The organism is Aminipila sp. (assembly GCF_032051575.1).
GTDB lineage: Bacteria > Bacillota > Clostridia > Peptostreptococcales > Anaerovoracaceae > Aminipila.
Window position 1 is genome coordinate 140,727 of sequence record NZ_DAMBYD010000007.1, and the last position, 18,826, is coordinate 159,552.

16 protein-coding genes are annotated in these 18,826 nt (G+C 34.6%); 4 read left to right on the plus strand and 12 right to left on the minus strand.

Translation table 11 applies throughout. The annotated features are described in order from the left end of the window. Positions 1–75 precede the first annotated feature (75 nt). On the minus strand, positions 76–1,458 hold the full coding sequence (miaB, locus tag RTW14_RS11235; RefSeq protein ID WP_331654436.1) for a tRNA (N6-isopentenyl adenosine(37)-C2)-methylthiotransferase MiaB: 1,383 nt from the start codon (positions 1,456–1,458) through the stop codon (positions 76–78). Between the two features lie 77 nt (positions 1,459–1,535). Here miaB and RTW14_RS11240 point away from each other — a divergent pair, with 77 nt between their 5' ends. Beyond that, entirely contained in the window at positions 1,536–1,763 is a 228-nt protein-coding gene (locus RTW14_RS11240; protein WP_312651178.1) for a hypothetical protein, read from the plus strand. A 58-nt stretch (positions 1,764–1,821) separates the two neighbouring features. Here RTW14_RS11240 and RTW14_RS11245 read toward each other — a convergent pair whose 3' ends face one another. Continuing rightward, the gene (locus RTW14_RS11245; protein ID WP_312651181.1) at positions 1,822–2,916 is read right to left on the minus strand and encodes a CPBP family intramembrane glutamic endopeptidase; all 1,095 of its coding nucleotides are present in this window, start codon (positions 2,914–2,916) and stop codon (positions 1,822–1,824) included. A gap of 237 nt (positions 2,917–3,153) precedes the next feature. Next, a complete protein-coding gene (locus RTW14_RS11250) occupies positions 3,154–4,158 on the minus strand; it encodes an NAD(P)H-dependent glycerol-3-phosphate dehydrogenase (protein ID WP_331654437.1) in 1,005 nt (334 codons plus the stop codon). An 825-nt stretch (positions 4,159–4,983) separates the two neighbouring features. On the opposite strand from RTW14_RS11250, the gene RTW14_RS11255 reads away from it, so the two are divergent. Genes RTW14_RS11255 through RTW14_RS11265 form a run of 3 tightly spaced genes read left to right on the plus strand, consistent with a single transcriptional unit; the run spans position 4,984 to position 7,825 of the window. Continuing rightward, the gene (locus RTW14_RS11255) at positions 4,984–5,907 is read left to right on the plus strand and encodes a hypothetical protein (protein ID WP_312651184.1); all 924 of its coding nucleotides are present in this window, start codon (positions 4,984–4,986) and stop codon (positions 5,905–5,907) included. Continuing rightward, positions 5,895–7,148 (plus strand): hypothetical protein, encoded by a 1,254-nt coding sequence (locus tag RTW14_RS11260; RefSeq protein ID WP_312651187.1) that lies wholly within the window; start codon positions 5,895–5,897, stop codon positions 7,146–7,148. Before RTW14_RS11255 ends, RTW14_RS11260 begins: the two co-directional genes overlap by 13 nt. Positions 7,149–7,162: 14 nt before the next feature. Continuing rightward, the gene (locus RTW14_RS11265) at positions 7,163–7,825 is read left to right on the plus strand and encodes an ABC transporter ATP-binding protein (protein WP_312651190.1); all 663 of its coding nucleotides are present in this window, start codon (positions 7,163–7,165) and stop codon (positions 7,823–7,825) included. Positions 7,826–7,974: 149 nt separating this feature from the next. Here RTW14_RS11265 and plsY read toward each other — a convergent pair whose 3' ends face one another. The 9 genes from plsY to RTW14_RS11305 all read right to left on the minus strand — a co-directional run bounded on the left by plsY (position 7,975) and on the right by RTW14_RS11305 (position 18,608). Next, positions 7,975–8,595: a glycerol-3-phosphate 1-O-acyltransferase PlsY gene (gene plsY, locus RTW14_RS11270; protein ID WP_312651193.1), complete on the minus strand. Its 621-nt coding sequence runs from the start codon at positions 8,593–8,595 to the stop codon at positions 7,975–7,977. Then, entirely contained in the window at positions 8,596–9,921 is a 1,326-nt protein-coding gene (gene der, locus RTW14_RS11275; RefSeq protein ID WP_312651196.1) for a ribosome biogenesis GTPase Der, read from the minus strand. Further along, positions 9,914–10,810, minus strand: a complete 897-nt coding sequence (ftsY, locus tag RTW14_RS11280) for a signal recognition particle-docking protein FtsY (protein WP_312651199.1) — start codon at positions 10,808–10,810, stop codon at positions 9,914–9,916. Before ftsY ends, der begins: the two co-directional genes overlap by 8 nt. A gap of 28 nt (positions 10,811–10,838) precedes the next feature. Next, on the minus strand, positions 10,839–14,387 hold the full coding sequence (gene smc / locus RTW14_RS11285) for a chromosome segregation protein SMC (protein ID WP_312651202.1): 3,549 nt from the start codon (positions 14,385–14,387) through the stop codon (positions 10,839–10,841). Then, entirely contained in the window at positions 14,369–15,073 is a 705-nt protein-coding gene (gene rnc / locus RTW14_RS11290) for a ribonuclease III (protein WP_312651206.1), read from the minus strand. The genes smc and rnc overlap by 19 nt, the downstream gene beginning before the upstream one ends. Next, entirely contained in the window at positions 15,066–16,079 is a 1,014-nt protein-coding gene (gene plsX, locus RTW14_RS11295; RefSeq protein WP_312651210.1) for a phosphate acyltransferase PlsX, read from the minus strand. Before plsX ends, rnc begins: the two co-directional genes overlap by 8 nt. A 163-nt stretch (positions 16,080–16,242) precedes the next feature. Continuing rightward, positions 16,243–16,887 carry a single-stranded DNA-binding protein gene (locus tag RTW14_RS11300; protein ID WP_312651213.1) on the minus strand — a complete coding sequence of 215 codons (645 nt, stop codon included), beginning with the start codon at positions 16,885–16,887 and terminating at the stop codon, positions 16,243–16,245. A 135-nt stretch (positions 16,888–17,022) separates the two neighbouring features. Then, entirely contained in the window at positions 17,023–17,202 is a 180-nt protein-coding gene (locus tag RTW14_RS18860; RefSeq protein WP_442871572.1) for a MetS family NSS transporter small subunit, read from the minus strand. Continuing rightward, positions 17,124–18,608, minus strand: a complete 1,485-nt coding sequence (locus RTW14_RS11305) for a sodium-dependent transporter (protein ID WP_312651215.1) — start codon at positions 18,606–18,608, stop codon at positions 17,124–17,126. Before RTW14_RS11305 ends, RTW14_RS18860 begins: the two co-directional genes overlap by 79 nt. Between the last annotated feature and the right edge of the window lie 218 nt (positions 18,609–18,826).

Consider the following 18,826-nt stretch of genomic DNA (forward strand, 5'->3'; position numbering starts at 1 on the left):
ATTTCCTACATAATAAAAATCCCCCTTCATAGACACTTGCCTAGCATATGAAAGGGGGCTTTTTTAACTAACATCTTAACCTTCAAGCTTGCCCTTCAAATTAAATTGTTTACCTTCAGTTATTTTCACATTAACAATCTGTCCCACTAAATCTTCATCACCTGAAAAGTTCACAAGTTTTGTTGTTTCAGTTCGACCAGCTAATGTTTTATCCCCTTTTTTGCTAGTACTTGGTCCTTCCACAAGAACTTTTTGTACTGTCCCTTCATAAGTTTTGTTTATTTCTCCTGAGATTTGATTTATTCTTTCTAAAAGCCTGTTAAATCTCTCATGCTTAACTTCTTCTGGAACCTGGTCCTCATACTTCTCTGCGGGAGTTCCTTTTCTTATAGAATATATAAAAGTGAACGCTGAATCATATCTGACCTTTTCAATTAAATCCATGGTCTCCATGAAATCTTCTTCTGTTTCACCTGGAAACCCTATAATTAAATCCGTAGTAATGGCTACGTCAGGTGCAGCTGTTCTTAGTTTTTCTATAAGTGTTAAATAATCCGCTTTTGTGTACTTTCGATTCATCCTCTTCAGTACAACATCACTTCCTGATTGTACTGGCAAATGGATGGCATTACAAAGTTTATCACAATCCTTATAGGCCTGAATCAACTTATCCGACAAGTCCTTTGGATGAGAAGTCATAAACCGTATTCTTTCAAGGCCTTCTACTTCATTTAAAGCATAAATCAAATCAGCAAAATCCATACCATTTTCTTCATCAGCACAGTAACCATCTTCGTGTTTACTTACACCATAGGAATTTACATTCTGCCCAAGCAATACGATTTCTTTTGCTCCTGTTTCAATCAGGCCTTTAACCTCTTTAATAATTTCCTCAGGTCGTCTGCTTCTTTCCCTGCCTCTTGTATAAGGAACGATACAGTAGGTACAGAAATTATTGCAGCCATACATGATATTTACTAAAGCTTTAAAATCATAAAGTCTCTTTGCTGGTAATCCTTCAACAATGGCTCCGCCATCTTCCCACACATTTACAATTTTTTTTCTTTCATTGATTACATTGTCTAATAATTGTGGAAACTGATGTATGTTGTGGGTTCCAAACACTAAGTCCACCCAGGGATATTTACTTTTCACTTCATCAATAATGTGCTGTTGCTGCATCATACAGCCACATACGCATGCGACAAACTCTGGGTTCTTTTCTTTTATTTTTTTCAACTGCCCTAATGTCCCAAAGAAACGGTTGTCTGCATTCTCTCTGACACTGCAGGTATTTATAATGACAATATCCGAATTGTCTTTATCTTCCTCTGCTTCAAAACCTTTTTGATTAAGCATACCCGCCATGGTTTCAGAGTCATGCTCATTCATCTGACAGCCGAAGGTTATAATGTGAAACTTTTTCACGTCTTTTTCTTTTATATTATCTTTACTCAAAAGTAATTCCTCCAAAACGTTAATTCTTATATTATACCACTACAGAGCTGATGTTTTCAAGTGGAGAGATTGTATATATGATTAACTTAATTAATCACTTTTCAACTAATCTTTGCATAATATATAATACCAAACATAAGGAGGTGCTATTATGTGTCGTCCTTGTTGCTGTTGCTTCTGCAGAGGTAATTGTAATCGTTGTTGCAGATGTTGCAGATGCTGTCGCAGATGTTGTAGATGTGGTTGCTGTATATGTTGTTGCAGATGTTGCAGATAGTAAGAGATTTAAATATCACGCCCACTAATTGTGGGCGTTTTTTTGTTTGGCTGCATTCTCGTTCAACTGCTCTTGAATAATATTTTTTACATTTTCTTACTTTTCGAAAACTCCTTCGTGAAAATAAACGGTACAAACAAAATAATATTTAAAATGACGCTGACAGATACATCACTCCAAGAAAGTATTTGATTGGAAACGTCATCAGTTCCCATAAAAACCAATACCATATTATTGTTTATATAGTGCATTATAACCGGAACCCATATGTTATTTGTTTTTAGATAAGAATAGCCAAAAAATATTCCTAAGCCAATGCAGGTACTTAGCTGCACACAAATACTTTGCAACCATGTATCAGGACTGTAATAAAACATATTGATTGGTAAATGCCATATCCCCCACAATAAACCTAAAAGCAAGATTCCTTTCTTTGCACCAAGATATTTGAAGAGCAGTGGCTGCAAAAAATATCGCCATCCGTATTCTTCTCCAAAAAAGGCTGTATACGATAATATAAAATTTAAAGGCAGAATTATAAATGTCATGAAAAACATCATCCCAAAGTTGGAAAAAAGATCCTGTAGTGACCCATCAATCGTACACCCTATTATTGCCCTTGCCATATATAGTAAAAAAAATAGAGCGATTAGCCGAATCCCCTTTTCCCCATTTTTAAATCCCAGGCCACAGGCTTCACGTATGTTTTTTTCATCTGCAAAGAACAAAAACAATAATAAAATACTACCTGCCATTATAATTGTATTTGAGAATGAATTTGTTTCCTTTGATGGAAATAAAATTGTAAAACAACTATATGCAAACAAAATAGCAGTTAAAGCCACAAATCCTCCGTAAAATCTTTTTGGATATTCACCATTCTTATTTACAGCCCATGTTGCAATTATAACCCCAAGTGAAGGATAATACATTTGTAGTAACGGAAATACTGAAACGTCAAAACCACGTTTATATTGTATCCCCATCAATACTCCCATCAATACAGGCAATAAAAAAGTTATTGCCATAAAAATAACAAGCTTGTTTTTATCCTCACTTGCTATTTCTGCTGCCATTTTACCAGACTGTCTTAGCACTACTATTTCTTCGCTTAACCCATCTGTATAATTCTGTTTTTCCCCTTCCATAATTTCTCCCCCTATTACTACGATACCAAACATCCATATTCCTTCTGCCAAAGGTTTTGAAGCCTTAATCCCTATTTTATTCCTTAATTAATGAACTTGCAACTGGCCACTCCTTATATCACACATCATTCCGAGCATATATAGACCTTTTATTAATTTTACAAAAATAAATTTACTCGTATTTTAACTGAATAAAAAACAGAGGGTCAGATATTTCTATCTGACCCCCATAGTTGACAAACAAAATGCACGCTATTATAAAAAAAAATTTTAATACGTTATTTCGCTCTTTCGATCCCTAGTCATTAACTGGTTCACTGCATCCCTTGCATCAATCTTGTCATTTATTACTGCATAGATTCCCTCTGTAATTGGCATTTCTACCCCTTCCCTTTGGGCAAGTTCATAAGCAGCCTCTGTTGTAAACATTCCTTCTACAACCATGCCGACTTTTTCTGTTGCATCCTTAGGTCTCATGCCTTCTCCAATCATAATACCACAGCGTCTATTTCTTGAATGCATGCTTGTACAAGTTACAACCAAATCCCCTATACCTGTAAGACCTGAGAACGTATGCACATCTGCACCTAACTTTACTCCAAGTCTTGCTATTTCAGCAATCCCTCTAGTCATCATGGCAGCCTTTGCATTATCTCCATAGCCCATGCCGTCTGAAATACCTGCTCCTAGGGCTATGATATTCTTTAATGCTCCGCCTAGTTCCACACCAATTACATCACTGCTTGTGTACACTCTGAATTTATCCGTCATAAATATATCCTGAACGTATTCTGCAAGTTTTATATCTGCTGATGCAACTACAACAGTTGTAGGCATGGCCAGACCAACTTCCTCTGCATGCGAAGGCCCTGACAAAGTAACATACTTCATATTTGCCATCTTATCATGAGCGATCTCTGACATTCTCTTTAGTGTTTTCTGTTCAATTCCCTTGGCAACATTTACAATAATCATATCCTGACTAATATATGGTAATGCATAATCTAGAGCACTTCTAAAATGCTGGGCAGGCGCTGAGAATAAAACCATTCTGGCATCATCTATCGCCTCTGCTACTGTATCTACCGGCTGCAATTTTTCGCTGAACTTAATTCCTGGAAGATATCTTACATTTTCTCTATTATCCCTTAATTCCTGCAAATGTTCTTTATTAACATCCCAGATTTTTACCTCATGGCCTTTATTACTTAAAGTAATTGCAAGTGCTGTCCCCCAGCTGCCTGCGCCGATTACCGCAATTTTCTTCATGTGCATATATTCTTCCCCTTTCACGGAACTTATCTATTTAATAATATGACAAGATGACTCTGTTGTTGGTTCTCTCTACTAATTTTAGTTCAAACTTGAGCTACGCCTTAATTACTAATTTTTTCATAAATTGTTGCATATTAATTCTATCATAAATTATATCCTTATCCAAGATAATTTACCCTTTATCGCCCATATAAATCCATAATCTTACTAAATATATAGCCCCATCTGTTGTATAGATAGACATTTTACCTTCCTTCTGACAACTCCTCACACAAAACTTCTATATTAACCTTCTATATCATCTATATCTGGAGCCACAGTTCCAAAGTCATTGTTTTATTGGTTTCTTAATCTTAGAAAAAGTGAGGTGATATGATCATTCTCTTCGTATCAAGCTGCAGTAACGATAGTTTTTTATTAATATTGCTAATCGTAAAAGGAATTTGCAGCAACATTGTGAGCACAATATAGCAAGTAAGTATCAAAAATTATCAAATAAATCACATTTCATGTAGCTGAGACAACATTTCGTACAATATACATTGATATTATTTATAGAAACATTATTATAGTCCATGCGCGCGAAAATTATTTATAATGGAACAGATACAAAGTCTCCATGGCTAAAATTTAATAGAGCATCCCTTGATCATGCTAAAAGCAAGTATGGTAGATAAAATAATACTATCCGATAATGATAAGGAATTTAATGTAGATTAAAGTCAAAAAGGTCGGGAAACTGACCTTTTTTTATGTAAAAAGTATTTGTATTATGTAATAAAGTAAGCACATACTTTAAAATATTCCAATTAGCAAGGGGCAAGTATGAAGAAATATAAAAAATATTTTATATGTGTTATTTTACTCGGAACACTGTTATTGTCTGTTTTGTTAGAAGAATACCAGATGGTAGAAGAACAATTAAATCTAGAAATGAACAGGTTGTATTCAAATAATAGTAAGGTAATAGAGAGTTTAAGCTCTATAAATAATAATAATGAGTTGCAGCAGTATTCTTTTCGAGTGTTTGGAGAATTTCAAGAAGATCCTTTTGTACGATCATATTATTCAAATGATTATACTAGCTGGAAACCCTTGTTAAAAGAAGGACGTTTTTTTGATAAGGCAGATACTAGGGAAGCCGTTGTAGGTAAAAATGTTAAATTAGAGGAAGAAAAAAATGAGAAGTATTACCTTTATAATGGAAAAAAATATAAAGTTATCGGTTATTGGGGAATTGTGAAAAGCAGTTTTATGGACGATCAAATATTATTGAATGATAGCAGTTATTTTACAGATAAGAACATAAAAACTGTATTAGGCACTAAAAATATTCAAATATTTGAAGAGAATAATGTAAAGTTTTTAGATGTTCCGATAAAAGATATTTGGAATCCGATTAACGATCAATTTTTTACTGAATGGATTATAAAGCTAAGTAACTGGCTTTCTATTTTAGTATTTATATTAAGTGGAATCATTATAAGCCTAGGATTCAAGAAGGAAACTGAAATTAAATATCTAATTGGTGTAACAAAATATAAAATATGGTTAAAACAGCTTTGGTTTGTGAGTTCTGTATTTTTTTTAATTTTTATTACCAGTATAGGAATTACTTATATTATTATGCCAGAATTAATAAATATTGATATCTTACTAAAAAATATTAGCTACTATTTTATTCTACTCATTTCTTTTATTGTGACTGAATTGTACCTAAATTTAAGGAGGCAAAAATGTGGAAACTAAAAGAATTCCGATGGTATATTTATAATAATTATTCGCTGATAATTTTCAAAACTGTTATTTTGTTCTTAGTGTTAGGTCTTATTTATACCTTCTTGCTTTTTTCACGGGATTTATTTAATACTGATAATAATTTTAAAAACTTATATTCAGATAGAACAATGTATGAACTCATCTATCTATTTGATGATGCTGATAGCTTTTATGCTTTCAGAGATTCAGATGAATCCATGGCAGGACTGAAAACATTTTACGATGATTTAAATAGAGAAAAGTCTTTTAGTTTCCTATCAACCTGTGATCAATCAATCTCGGTAACTGATTTCAAAGGGGATAATAAATTTAAGGATGGAAATGATAACTCCCTTGAATTTAATGATAAATTATATGAAGATATAAAAAGTGTGCAGATAAATAAAAAAGCTTTTGATTTTTATCACTTAAAAATTGATAAAGGGTCATATTTTAAGTGGAATCAAATAAATTACGCCAATAATAAAATACCTGTTATCCTAGGTGCTGATTATGAAGGAATCTATCATATTGGAGATATTATTGAAGCCAATTTTTATTCGTTGAATGTAGAGTTTCAAGTCATCGGTTTCTTACAAACAGATTCTACCATATATCATAAATATGAAGTCAGACGATGCTTAGATCAATATATATTAGTGCCATATCCGGAAAAAGGATATGAAAATATGGACAAGTATTTTAGAGGTATACTATATTCTTCTATGATTAATGGGAATATTGTCGTGCAAAATAGTGATAGTGCTTTACAATTTATCTTGGACAAATTGAGTGAGTTATCAAAACATTCAGGTTACTACCAATATACACTTATAGGTATTCCGATATTTGCTGTACAGTATAATATGGTGATATCAACTGTTCAGGCAAATAAAAATTTGATTACTGCAGTCTTAGTTCTTTTGATATGTATCACTACATTTATCATGGGCAGCATCTCATATTTCCTATATCAAAGAAGGCGAAATATTTATGAGGTTTATACAATTTTGGGCTACTCAAAACAAGAAATTCATAGAATGATTTTTAGGGAAATGAGTTTTCCATACATTGCAGCCTTTATCTTACTGATTATTTATTACTATTGTAAACTTTGGTTATTTGTGCAATGTGCAGTATATTTAGCCCTCATCAATTTGACATTGATGATGAGTATATATTGGTTTTTGCTATATCTGCATAGACGTGATAATAAAGATAATGAACAATAAAGGAGACAGATATCATGATAAAATTGGAAAATATAAAAAAGTCATACAACATGCCAAATAAGGAAGAAAGAATAATTTTTAGTGAACTGAACTTTGATATGGAAGACGCAAAAATGGTTTCTATTCAAGGTAGAAGTGGTTGTGGAAAGACTACATTGTTAAATATTATATCAGGATTGGATACTAGATATACAGGGAGATACTATTATGAAGGTCACATGATGAAGAAATCAGAAATGACCCAAAACCGTTTTCAAAACATAGGAATTATCACACAAAGCTATAATTTACTAGAGGATAGAAATGTAAATCATAATGTAGCCATAGCGATACAAGATTTACATATTCCTAATAGTGAAATCAAAAGAAGGGTAAAGAACGCTTTAGCTATGGTAGGATTATCTCAATTTGGTAAAAAATACCCTGATGAATTATCTGGTGGGGAGGCTCAGCGTGTTGCAATTGCAAGAGCCATTATTAAAGAACCCAAACTATTATTGGCAGACGAGCCAACAGGATCATTAGATGAGAAAACAGAAATAGAGATTTTACAATTATTTGAAGAGTTAAAAGCCAAAGATTATCGTTTGATAATTGTAACTCATAATAATGCAGTTGCGGATATCTGCGAAATGCAATATAGGGTTGAAAATCAAATATTAGTAAAAATCAGATAGACTACTGTATAATTGCCATTTTAAATACTGGAATTAATCTTGTGTAATTTTTTTGGAGGTATACATAAAATAGATATAGGATGAACCCTGTTTTATGAATACAGTAACTAAACCAATCATAAAACAGTTTTTCCTATGCCTAAAGCCTCCTATTTTTTAAAACTAATTTTAGACTCTTCACCTTTTACTAATCTTGATATGTTGGCATTGTGCTTATAAAGAACAATTAATGCCATAAGTAATCCCCAGCCTAAATATCTAGGGTCATAATAATTTGCTATAAACGGAAAGGATATGGCTGCAACCACAGAACCCAATGAAACCATTCTGCTTAGGGCTACAGTAACTATAACAATGCCCAATTCAGCAAGCCCTAAAAAGGGAGACACAGCCATCAGTACACCAAAGGCTGTAGCAACACCTTTTCCCCCTTTAAACCCGAAAACTATCGGCCATATATGTCCACAGAAAACTGCAAGACCACATGCCATAGCCATATATGGTGCAAACTCAGGTTCTAAAAAGTATGCGCCAGCTAATTTTCCAAGCAATACTGCAAATACACCTTTAAAAATATCAATCAATAAAGTTGCAATGGCTGCCTTTTTGCCTAAAACCCTTAGTACATTGGTAGTTCCTGCATTACCACTGCCTTCTTTCTTTATATCTATGCCATGCAGTCTTCCAATTAAAATCGCCGGCGAAATATTACCCATAAAGTACGATACAATCACCGCAATTACACTTATGATTATAACTTTTGTTTCCATTTATTCTTCCTTTTCGCCCTTTTCTCTAAATACAAACTTCAACGAAGTCCCTTTAAAGCCATACGCATCTCTAATTCTATTTTCAAGATATCTGGCATAAGAAAAATGCATTAAATCTCTCTTGTTTATCTGGAAAGAGAAAAGTGGTGGTTTTACTCCAACCTGAGTAGCATAATAAATTTTTAAATGCTTGCCCTTATCTGATGGAGGCGGTTGAAGCATAGTTGCATCTGCTATTAAACTGTTCAACTGACCTGTTGGCACTCTCATAGCTCTTGTTTCGGCAACGTTTTTCGCCATAGACATAACATTATCTACTCTCTGTCCGGTAAGAACAGAAATAAACACCATAGGTGCATAAGACATAAACGGCAGTTCTTTAGCAATTTCTTTTTCAAAATTCTTCATAGTGTGATTATCTTTTTCAATTAAGTCCCACTTGTTTACAACAACCATAATGCCCTTGCCCGCTTCATGTGCAACTCCCGCAATCTTCTTATCCTGTTCTGTAATTCCTTCAACAGCATCAATCATAAGCAGGCAGACATCACAACGTTCAATAGCGGCAACCGCTCTGATAACACTATAACGTTCAATATTTTCGGTTACTTTACTTTTTCTTCTTATACCTGCTGTATCAATCAGAATAAACTCTTCTCCATCCCATTCAAATGGGGTATCTATAGAATCTCTTGTAGTTCCTGCAATATTTGAAACGATTACTCTGTTTTCACCCACCAATTTATTAATAATTGAAGATTTTCCAACATTCGGTTTTCCTATAACTGCAATCTTTGTAATGTCCTCATCATCGTCTCTTTGTCCTTCTGGGAAACTTTCCACAATTTTGTCAAGAACTTCACCAAGTCCTAACATATTGGCTGACGAGATAGGTAAAACTTCACCAAGTCCAAGTTCATAAAAATCATAAAAATGGTCAGGAGGATTCTTTGGATTATCAATTTTATTTGCAACCACAAGAACCGGTTTTCCTGTTCTCCTAAGCATGCCAGCAACTTCTGTATCTGCATGAGTAAGACCATCTTTGCCATCCACCATAAACAAAATAATGTCTGAAGTTTCCATGGCAATTTCAGCCTGCTCCCTCATTTGGGATAATATTACATCGCTTGTGTTTGGTTCAATACCACCGGTATCAATCAGTGCAAAGTGGGTACCACACCATTCTGCCTCTGCATAAATTCTGTCACGGGTAACACCGGGAGTATCTTCTACTATTGAAACTCTCCTACCCACAACTCTGTTAAAAAATGTAGATTTACCTACATTCGGTCTGCCTACTACGGCAACTAACGGTTTACTCATTAAATAGTCCTCCTGCAAATTCCGCCGGATCAAATTCTTTTAAGTCATTCATTCCTTCGCCTATGCCAATAAATTTGACGGGCATATTAAACTCGTCTGCTATGGTTATAACTATACCACCCTTTGCAGTTCCGTCAAGCTTTGTCAAAACAATGCCGGTAATATCTGCAATTTCGCCAAATTCTTTAGCCTGTGAAATGGCATTTTTCCCAGTTGTAGCATCAAGCACTAATAAAGTTTCTCTAGCTGCCTCTGGGTATTCTCTTCCAATAATTTTATTCATTTTTTCAAGCTCTACCATCAGGTTCTTTTTAGTCTGAATTCTTCCTGCTGTATCACAAATAAGGATATCTATATTTTTTGCTTTTGCTGACTGAATGGCATCAAATATTACCGCTGAAGGATCGGCTCCTTCATGATGGCTGATAACATTTACCCCTACTCTTTCTCCCCAAAGTTCTAGCTGCTCTCCAGCTGCTGCTCGGAAAGTATCCGCTGCCGCAAGCAGTACGGATTTTCCCTCTTGTTTAAATTTATTGGCCATCTTCCCTATGGAGGTAGTTTTACCTCCTCCATTCACACCAATCATAAGCACTACCAAGGGAATTTCCTGACATATCTGATGATTTTCTCCCTTATCAATCAGCCCCTCTATAATACTGGCAATTCTATCCTTAACTTGTTGTTCTGTAGTCAGTCCCTGTTTTCTAACATCCTCTCTGAGCTGTCCTATAATCTTCATCGTGGTCTCCATGCCTATATCTGAAGTAATCAAGACCTCTTCAAGCTCTTCAAGTAATTCTTCATCAACAGTCCTTCCTAAGAAAACCTCTGAAATTTTCTCAGACAACTTACCGAAAAACGACTTTTTTGGTTTTTCAAATAACATCTATTTCTCCTTTATCTTTAAATTATATTTATCCTAAATCGATTCTGTCTCCTAACTTAAGGGACAGCACCCTGGAAATTCCCTGCTCTGGCATAGTTACACCATAAAGCACATCTGCATGTTCCATAGTAGCCTTTTGATGGGTTACTAAAGCAAACTGTATATTATCAAAGTTTTTTAAGTACCCTGCGAAGCGTTCAATATTTGCATCATCAAGAGCTGCCTCAACCTCATCAAGTATACAGAATGGGGTAGGCTTTGCCTTAAGTACTGCAAACATTAAAGCGATGGCAGTCATGGTTTTTTCACCACCGGACATAAGATTTATGTTCTGAAGTTTCTTTCCTGGTGGTTGTGCTACAATCTCAATACCACAGTCAAGCGGTTTGTTTTCATCTTCCAGTCTGAGCATAGCCTGTCCACCACCAAATAGTTCCTGGAACACCTTTTCGAAGTTTTCAACAATTGCATCAAAACTTTCTTTAAACTTAATACGAATGGTCCGGTCCATATCTTCAATAATCTGCTTAAGCGAGTTCATCGCACCTAATATATCCGCCCTTTGGGTTGATAAAAATTCATATCTTTCGCTAACTGTTTCATATTCCTTGATAGCACCAATATTGACCTCACCTAGTGATTTAATCTTAGTTTTTATCTCTCTGCTGTCTTTTACAGCCTCATGCATATTAAATTCCTTCTTCTTAAATTCAATAGCCTGTAAATAGGAAACTTCAAATTCATCCCAAAGTTTATTCTTATAAGAATCCAGCTGCGTTTCATTCTTAGCCTTCTTTATTTCTAACTCATATTTCTGAGTCTGGCAAGAATTCACCTTATCTTCAATAGAATCTCTCGCTGCCGATTTCTCATTTAACTTCTTTGTAAGTTCAGTTCTTTCCTGGGTGATTTCTTCTATATAAGTTTCTAAAGAAGCCTTGGCTTCCTCTTTTTCTTTTACAGATACACCACTTGTCCCTGCATTTACCAAAAGTTCTCTATCTTCTCTTAACTTTTCCAATGAAAGTTGTCTGACCTGGACATCTTCGCTTATTTCTTTAATAGAAAGATTTATTCTTCCTACTAAAGAATCTACATTGGTTTTCTCACTTTCACAAGCGGTAACATCAATTCTCGCCTTTGTAATACTTTCATTGCCTTCTTCAACTCTACTTTTTGACTGTTCAAGTTCTGAAATCTGTCTTTCAATTTCACTCTCTAATTCCTTAATCTGTTGATTTCCAACATCAATCTCCAAACTTAGCTTTGCCATCATATTCTCAGCAGAACTCTGCTCACTCTGTATGTTTTCCAGTTCTCTTTGTCTTTTATTTTCACCTTCCACGAGATCTTTAATATTACCATCAAAAACAGAAATCTTATTTTCAGAAGAAAGTAAATCCAGTTCAGTTTCCCTGTGTTGTCTTTCTAATGTTTGAATTTCACTAGTATAAGTGGTTATATTATTCTTAATTTCAGAAAGCTCTTTTATCAGCTTGTCCCTTTCATTTTCAGCCTTATCCAGTTTTTCCTGCAGCGCTGTAACTTCACCTTTTCTTTCCAAAAGATTGGCCGAGTTATTTTTAAAAGCACCACCTGTGATTGCTCCACCTGAATTAATAACTTCACCTTCAAGAGTTACAAACCGAAGTCCTCCTGAAACCTGTTTTGAAAGTTTTACTGCATTGGGCAGTGTATCCACTATAATAACTCTTCCTAATAAATACTCGATTACACTCTTATATTTACTATCAAATTCTATACAGTCAGCACCAAGTCCTTGAAATCCCGGAGCATTTCGCAGAGCACTATCACATTTGTATGCATTACTTCTGATAGATTCTATGGGAAGTAAGGTTAGTCGTCCTGCTTTATTTGCTTTAAGCGACTTAATAATATTCTGGGCATCTGCATCGGATTGACAGACAACATTCTGCATAGATGCTCCCAAAGCAGTTTCAATGGCTATTTCAAAACCTTGTGGAACTTCAATTAAATCAGCCACAACTCCATGTACACCTCTAAAGCTGTTTTTCATAACATACTTTACTGCATAGTTATACCCTTCATAGTTGCTTTCCATTTCTTCAATAGTCTTTTTACGTGTGGAAAGCTGACCTATTGATATTCTTATGTCCTCAGTTTTTCTAGTTAGCTCTTTTTCTTTTAGAACTGCTGAATTATATGTTTCTTTTAATCTTTTTGAGTCTTCTGTAATTCTTTGAAATTCTGCTTTCAAAGTGTCTCTTTTCTTTATCGCATCTCTTTGTACAACTATAATATCATCATTTTGATTATCTGCAGAATCCTTTTCCGATAATAAAATTTCTTTTCGTCTGTCCAACGTACCTTTTAGATTGTCTAGACTATTAATTTCACTTTTTTTTGCACTTATTTCGCTATGAATTTTGAACAAACTATTTTTATCATGATCAATTTTAGCTGAGGCAGCAGTTTGTTGTGAAATCAGTTTAGAGTAAATATCAATTTTTTCCTTTAACTGATTATTTAATTCTGCCATCTTCATGTCTATCTCAGTTTTTGTCTTAATAAGTTGTTGTAAATTTTGCTGTTCCTTTTCCAGCTTTTGATCCAAGCTTTCCAATTCACTATTTAACCTTGCTCCTTCTTTTTCCATGGAAGCAAGTTTTTCTTCTTTTAATTTTCCTTCATTTACAAGTAGATTTATTTCTTCAATGCTTTTTACCAGCTTATTTCTTGCTTCATTATTTAAAGTCTCCAAAGCTTCACTTTTCGTTCTGCTATCTGCTAATTCTTTATCTAAACTAACTCTTTCATCTTTCAAATTGTCTATACTCGAAGCCAGTTCAGTGATATCGTCCTTTAAATATTCATTTTTTAATTCAAGATTTTCAATGTTTTTTAAGGTGATATTTATTTCAAGCTCCTTATATGTATCTCTAAGAGCTAAATATTCTACCGCTTTTTCGCTGTCTTCTTTTAATCCGTTGATTCTGCCTTCAATTTCACCAACAATATCATTTACTCTTTCAAGGTTAGCATTGGTTGCGTCAAGCTTGCGTTCAGCTTCGGCCTTTTTGCTTCTATATTTTACAATTCCTGCTGCTTCTTCAAATATTTCCCTTCTGCTTTCTGGCTTATTACTGACTATATCTGCAATCTTACCTTGTCCAATTAATGAATATCCATCAACACCTATGCCGGTATCCATGATAAGTTCACGGATATCCTTCAGTCTGCATTGATTATTATTAATATAATATTCACTTTCACCAGATCTGAAAACCCTTCTTGTTATAGCCACTTCACTATAGTCAATAGGTAGTATGCCTGTCGAATTATCTATAACAAGTACTACCTCTGCCATACCTCTAGATTTTCTATTAGCGGTTCCTGCAAAGATTACATCTTCCATCTTCCCACCACGTAGAGTTTTGGGGCTCTGCTCTCCAAGTACCCAGCGCAGTGCATCACTGATATTACTTTTACCACTTCCATTGGGTCCGACGATACACGTAATACCATGATTAAACTCTATGGAAACCGGTTCGGCAAATGACTTAAATCCGTGCATATCTATTCTTTTAAAATACATTTGTCTCCACCACTTTCTAAAGCGTACTTAGCGGCACTTTGCTCTGCCTCTTTTTTACTCTTGCCCGCGCCTTCTCCAATTTGTCTTCCGTCTACAAAAAGTGAAACGTAAAAAGTCTTATTGTGATCAGGTCCTTCTTCTTTATCTATCTGATAACATATTTTTACGTCCCCATTAGTTTGCAGGCTCTCCTGTAGTTCTGTTTTATAATCCTTTGTAAGTTTCCCTGATACTGCATCTTCTATAGTTTCTTCAAAGGTCCTTAGCACAAAATTTTTAGCTTCGTCAAAACCTCCATCCAAAAAAATGGCTGCCATAATAGCTTCCATAGCATCCGCAATAATGGAATCTCGGTCTCTGCCCCCCATGTGTTCTTCGCCTTTTCCCATTTTTAAAAACTTCCCAACATTGAGTTTTTTCCCCTGTTCTGCTAAAGATTTTTCACATACTATTGAGGCTCTCAATTTTGTTAATTTTCCTTCAGGAACCTTGGTAAGCTTTTTAAACAGTTCTTCGCTAATAATTGCATCAAAAAACGCATCCCCCAAAAACTCCAAGCGTTCATTATCTTTTCCACATCTTTCGTTTTTTTCCTGAACAAAAGAACTATGGGTTAATGCTTTCTCCAAATAATTGGCATTCTTAAATTCATATTTAATATTCTTTTGAAAATCAAGATTATTCACTTATCTTTATCTCCTCAAGTTCTAATACAGAATCCAAAATAGTCTGAACAACGTTCTGCTCAGCATACGGAATACCCTTCAGAATAGTATTTTTAACTGCATTGGCATTGGATGACCCATGCATTTTAACAATAGGTCCTTTAACTCCTAAAATTGGAGCTCCGCCATATTCTGAATAATCAAACTCACTTTTTAACCCTTTTAGTTTGTCATATAAAAGGGCTGAACCAAGCTTGGCTTTAAAACCAGATGTAAGCTTCTGTTTTAACTGTTTTAAAACAGTAAGAGCCATTCCTTCAGTAAGCTTTAATATTACATTGCCCACAAAGCCATCGCAGACAATCACATCACTAGCACCAAATGGTATGTCCCTAGCTTCCACATTTCCCACAAAGTTTAAATTGCTTCTGCCTAAAAGTTCATGGGCAGCCCTGGTAACAGTTGTTCCTTTGGTCTCTTCGGCCCCAATATTGACAAGCCCAACTTTAGGATTTTTTCTTCCCAGAACTTTTTCCATATATATACTGCCCATAGTTGCAAATTCTAAAAGATTATCGGGCTTACATTCGGAGTTGGCTCCTGCATCAACCAATAGGGATGCCTGTCCACCAAGTATAGGGTATATACTGGCCATCGCTGGTCTATCTATACCCTGTATTCTGCCCAATATAAATAAGCCTCCTGCCATTAATGCCCCAGAATTCCCCGCAGAAATAAACAAATCTCCTTTTGCCTCTTTTACCATGGTGATTCCCTTTACCATAGAAGACTCTTTTTTAGTTCTCACAGCCTTTACAGGAGCATCACAATTGCCTATAACATCACTTGCATGTTCTATCAGAATTTGATTTTTATCATATTTATATTTTTTTAATTCTGCTGCTATTTTCTTTTCATCACCTATAATCACAATAGTATGGGTTATTTCTTTTGCAGCTTCTACTGCGCCCTTTACAATTTCCAAAGGTGCATGATCGCCACCCATTCCATCTAATAGTATTCTCATTTTTTTATTTCCTCCGTTCATACGGTTTTATGTTTAATATTAAATATATATTCCATTTCTTGCCAATACATAGAATTAGGCACTATATTATACCATAAATTCTTACATAATAAAATTATTATTTTACTATTTTACCCTATGCCGTAGGATTTATTTACAATAGTTATTCTTCAATTTTTAGTATAGAAACCTCATAGGCAATCCTACCTATGATATTTCCATCTGCATCTCTTTTTTTATACTCCCTGCTTTGAATTCTCCCCATAATTGACAGCTTCGTTCCCACTTCAAGTCCACCTGCATACGTTGCATTTCGACCCCATGCAATACAAGGAATGTAGTCTGATTTATTATACATTCTGTTTACTGCAAGCATTATGTCACAAAGTTCCCGTCCCAAAGGAGAAGTTCTTCTTATTGGAGATTTACACAGGAAGCCCTCTAAGTATATGTAATTTTCGTCATTATCGGTATCAGGAATGGACTCGATTCCTCTTGCAAAAACTACAATGTTTAATCGGCTTTTCCCTTCCGTTTCTTCATTATATGTTCTTATTTGTCCTTCTATTTTTACCCGCATACCAATATTAATGCAGATATCCCATATTAGTCTCTCTGAAATAACTACTTTTATTTCATCTCTATATCCACTTTTTCTTCCTATGCCCACCTCAAATAAGTAAAAACTTTCACCATAAGACTTGTGACTGAACCTTAGTTCAGTTAAAACAACACCCTGAAGTACCGCCTTATTTGTTTCGCATCTGTTTTCATCTAACACAGTACCTTGAAGCTGACCGTTTTCCATTTACTTTTCCCCCTTATTTCTAATGCAGCACTAAACTTTGCTATTTTACATTTTATTAAAATAGCAAAGTTTTATTCTCAAAATTCTAATTACTGCATCAAAAATAAATACACACAAGCCCTTATTAACATTGACTTATTGGTCTTTGTTCTTATATGAGATCACAATGGTGATCGCCAGCCCACCATAAAGAATAGTCATTCCTAGTACTAAAAATAAAATTGCCTGATTTGTCATTAAAGGTTTACCCCCTTTTTCCATTGTTTTTTGCTTATTAACACAGCGCCAATAATTCCTAAAATTATGATTGACCATCCATATATGAATAGTGATAATACATCATACCCTCCATAAGGCGTTTTAAATTCTGTTATCATGGTCTTCACTAATGTTACCAACAAGATTACAGGGGTCACATATTTAATAATTATGTCCCACCAGCTTCCTATTTTAAAATATGAAATTGAATTGGTATGCTCTCTTATTACTATCGGTTTAATTATCCATCCTACCATAACAGATTCCAGCAATCCTACCACAACAATTCCATAGTTATTTATGAAATTATCCATAATATCCAATAAATATAATCCTGCATTCATTGCAAAAATTGAACTTATAAAAAATCCGGCTATACACATAATTGTCACAACTCTTTTACGCTTCCACCCAAACTTATCAATTATGGAAGCCGATATGGCTTCCACCAAAGAAACTGCAGAGGTAATCCCTGCAAATGCTAAACATACAAAAAACAATACGCCTAATATATTTCCCCACATGCCCATCATTGAAAAAACACTAGGGAATGCAATGAAGGCCAGGCCTATTCCACTGCTTACAACATCTTCTACACCTACACCTTGACTTTCTGCCATTGCCCCTAATATTGAAAAGACTCCTATTGCCGATAAAAATTCAAACCCGCTATTTGCAAACGCAGTTAAAAATGCACTATTATTTATATCTGTTTTTTCCGGCAGATAGCTTGAATAGGTCATCATAATTCCAGTTGCTATACTTAGTGAGAAGAATACTTGTCCATATGCCGAAATCCATATTTGTGGATTTTTAACCGCATTCCAATCAGGCGTAAATAGCGCATTTAAGCCAATTGATGCTCCTTCCAGAGTAATACCTTTTATAACAATGGTTATCATGATCACCAATAAACAAGGTAATAAAATTTTACTGATTTTTTCAATACCTGACTTGATATCTCTATAACAAATAAACCAGTTTATAATCCAAATCACTAGGATTCCCATCAGTATAGGCCATACTACACCACCTAAATTTAGTGGTGAGTCAGATATTTTCAATAAATCATTATAAAAGAAAGCATTGGAGTCTTCTCCCCACCTTTTATCTACACTAAAAATTATATATTTTACAGCCAGACTTAATATCATGGAATAGTAACATAAAATTACAGATGAGCTAATGATAGGCCACCAGCCAATCCACTCTAATTTTTTATTTGCCCTTGATATAGAAAGAGGCGTAGAGCCTTTATATAGATGTCCCATACCATATTCCAATATTAGCAAAGGAATCCCTGCTGTAAAAATGGCACAGAAATAAGGGATTAAGAACGCACCTCCTCCATTTTCATATACTACATACGGGTACCTCCATATATTTCCTAAACCTACTGCAGAACCAACTGCTGCTAACAAAAATCCCCATTTGGAACTCCATTGTTGTCTTTTTTCTTTCATCATAACCCTCCTAAGTTAAATATTTATAATAAAAAAAGTCCCATAGTCTATGGAACTTCTTTAACCTAGGATGTATGTAAGTCCCATATTAACCTATGAGACTTGTTTTATTCTTAACTAATAAAAAATAGCCTCATAAAATCTATGAGGCATACTTTTTTATATCTTTATATCCAATATAAATTAGCCATCATAGATGCAATCACTTAAAACCGCAA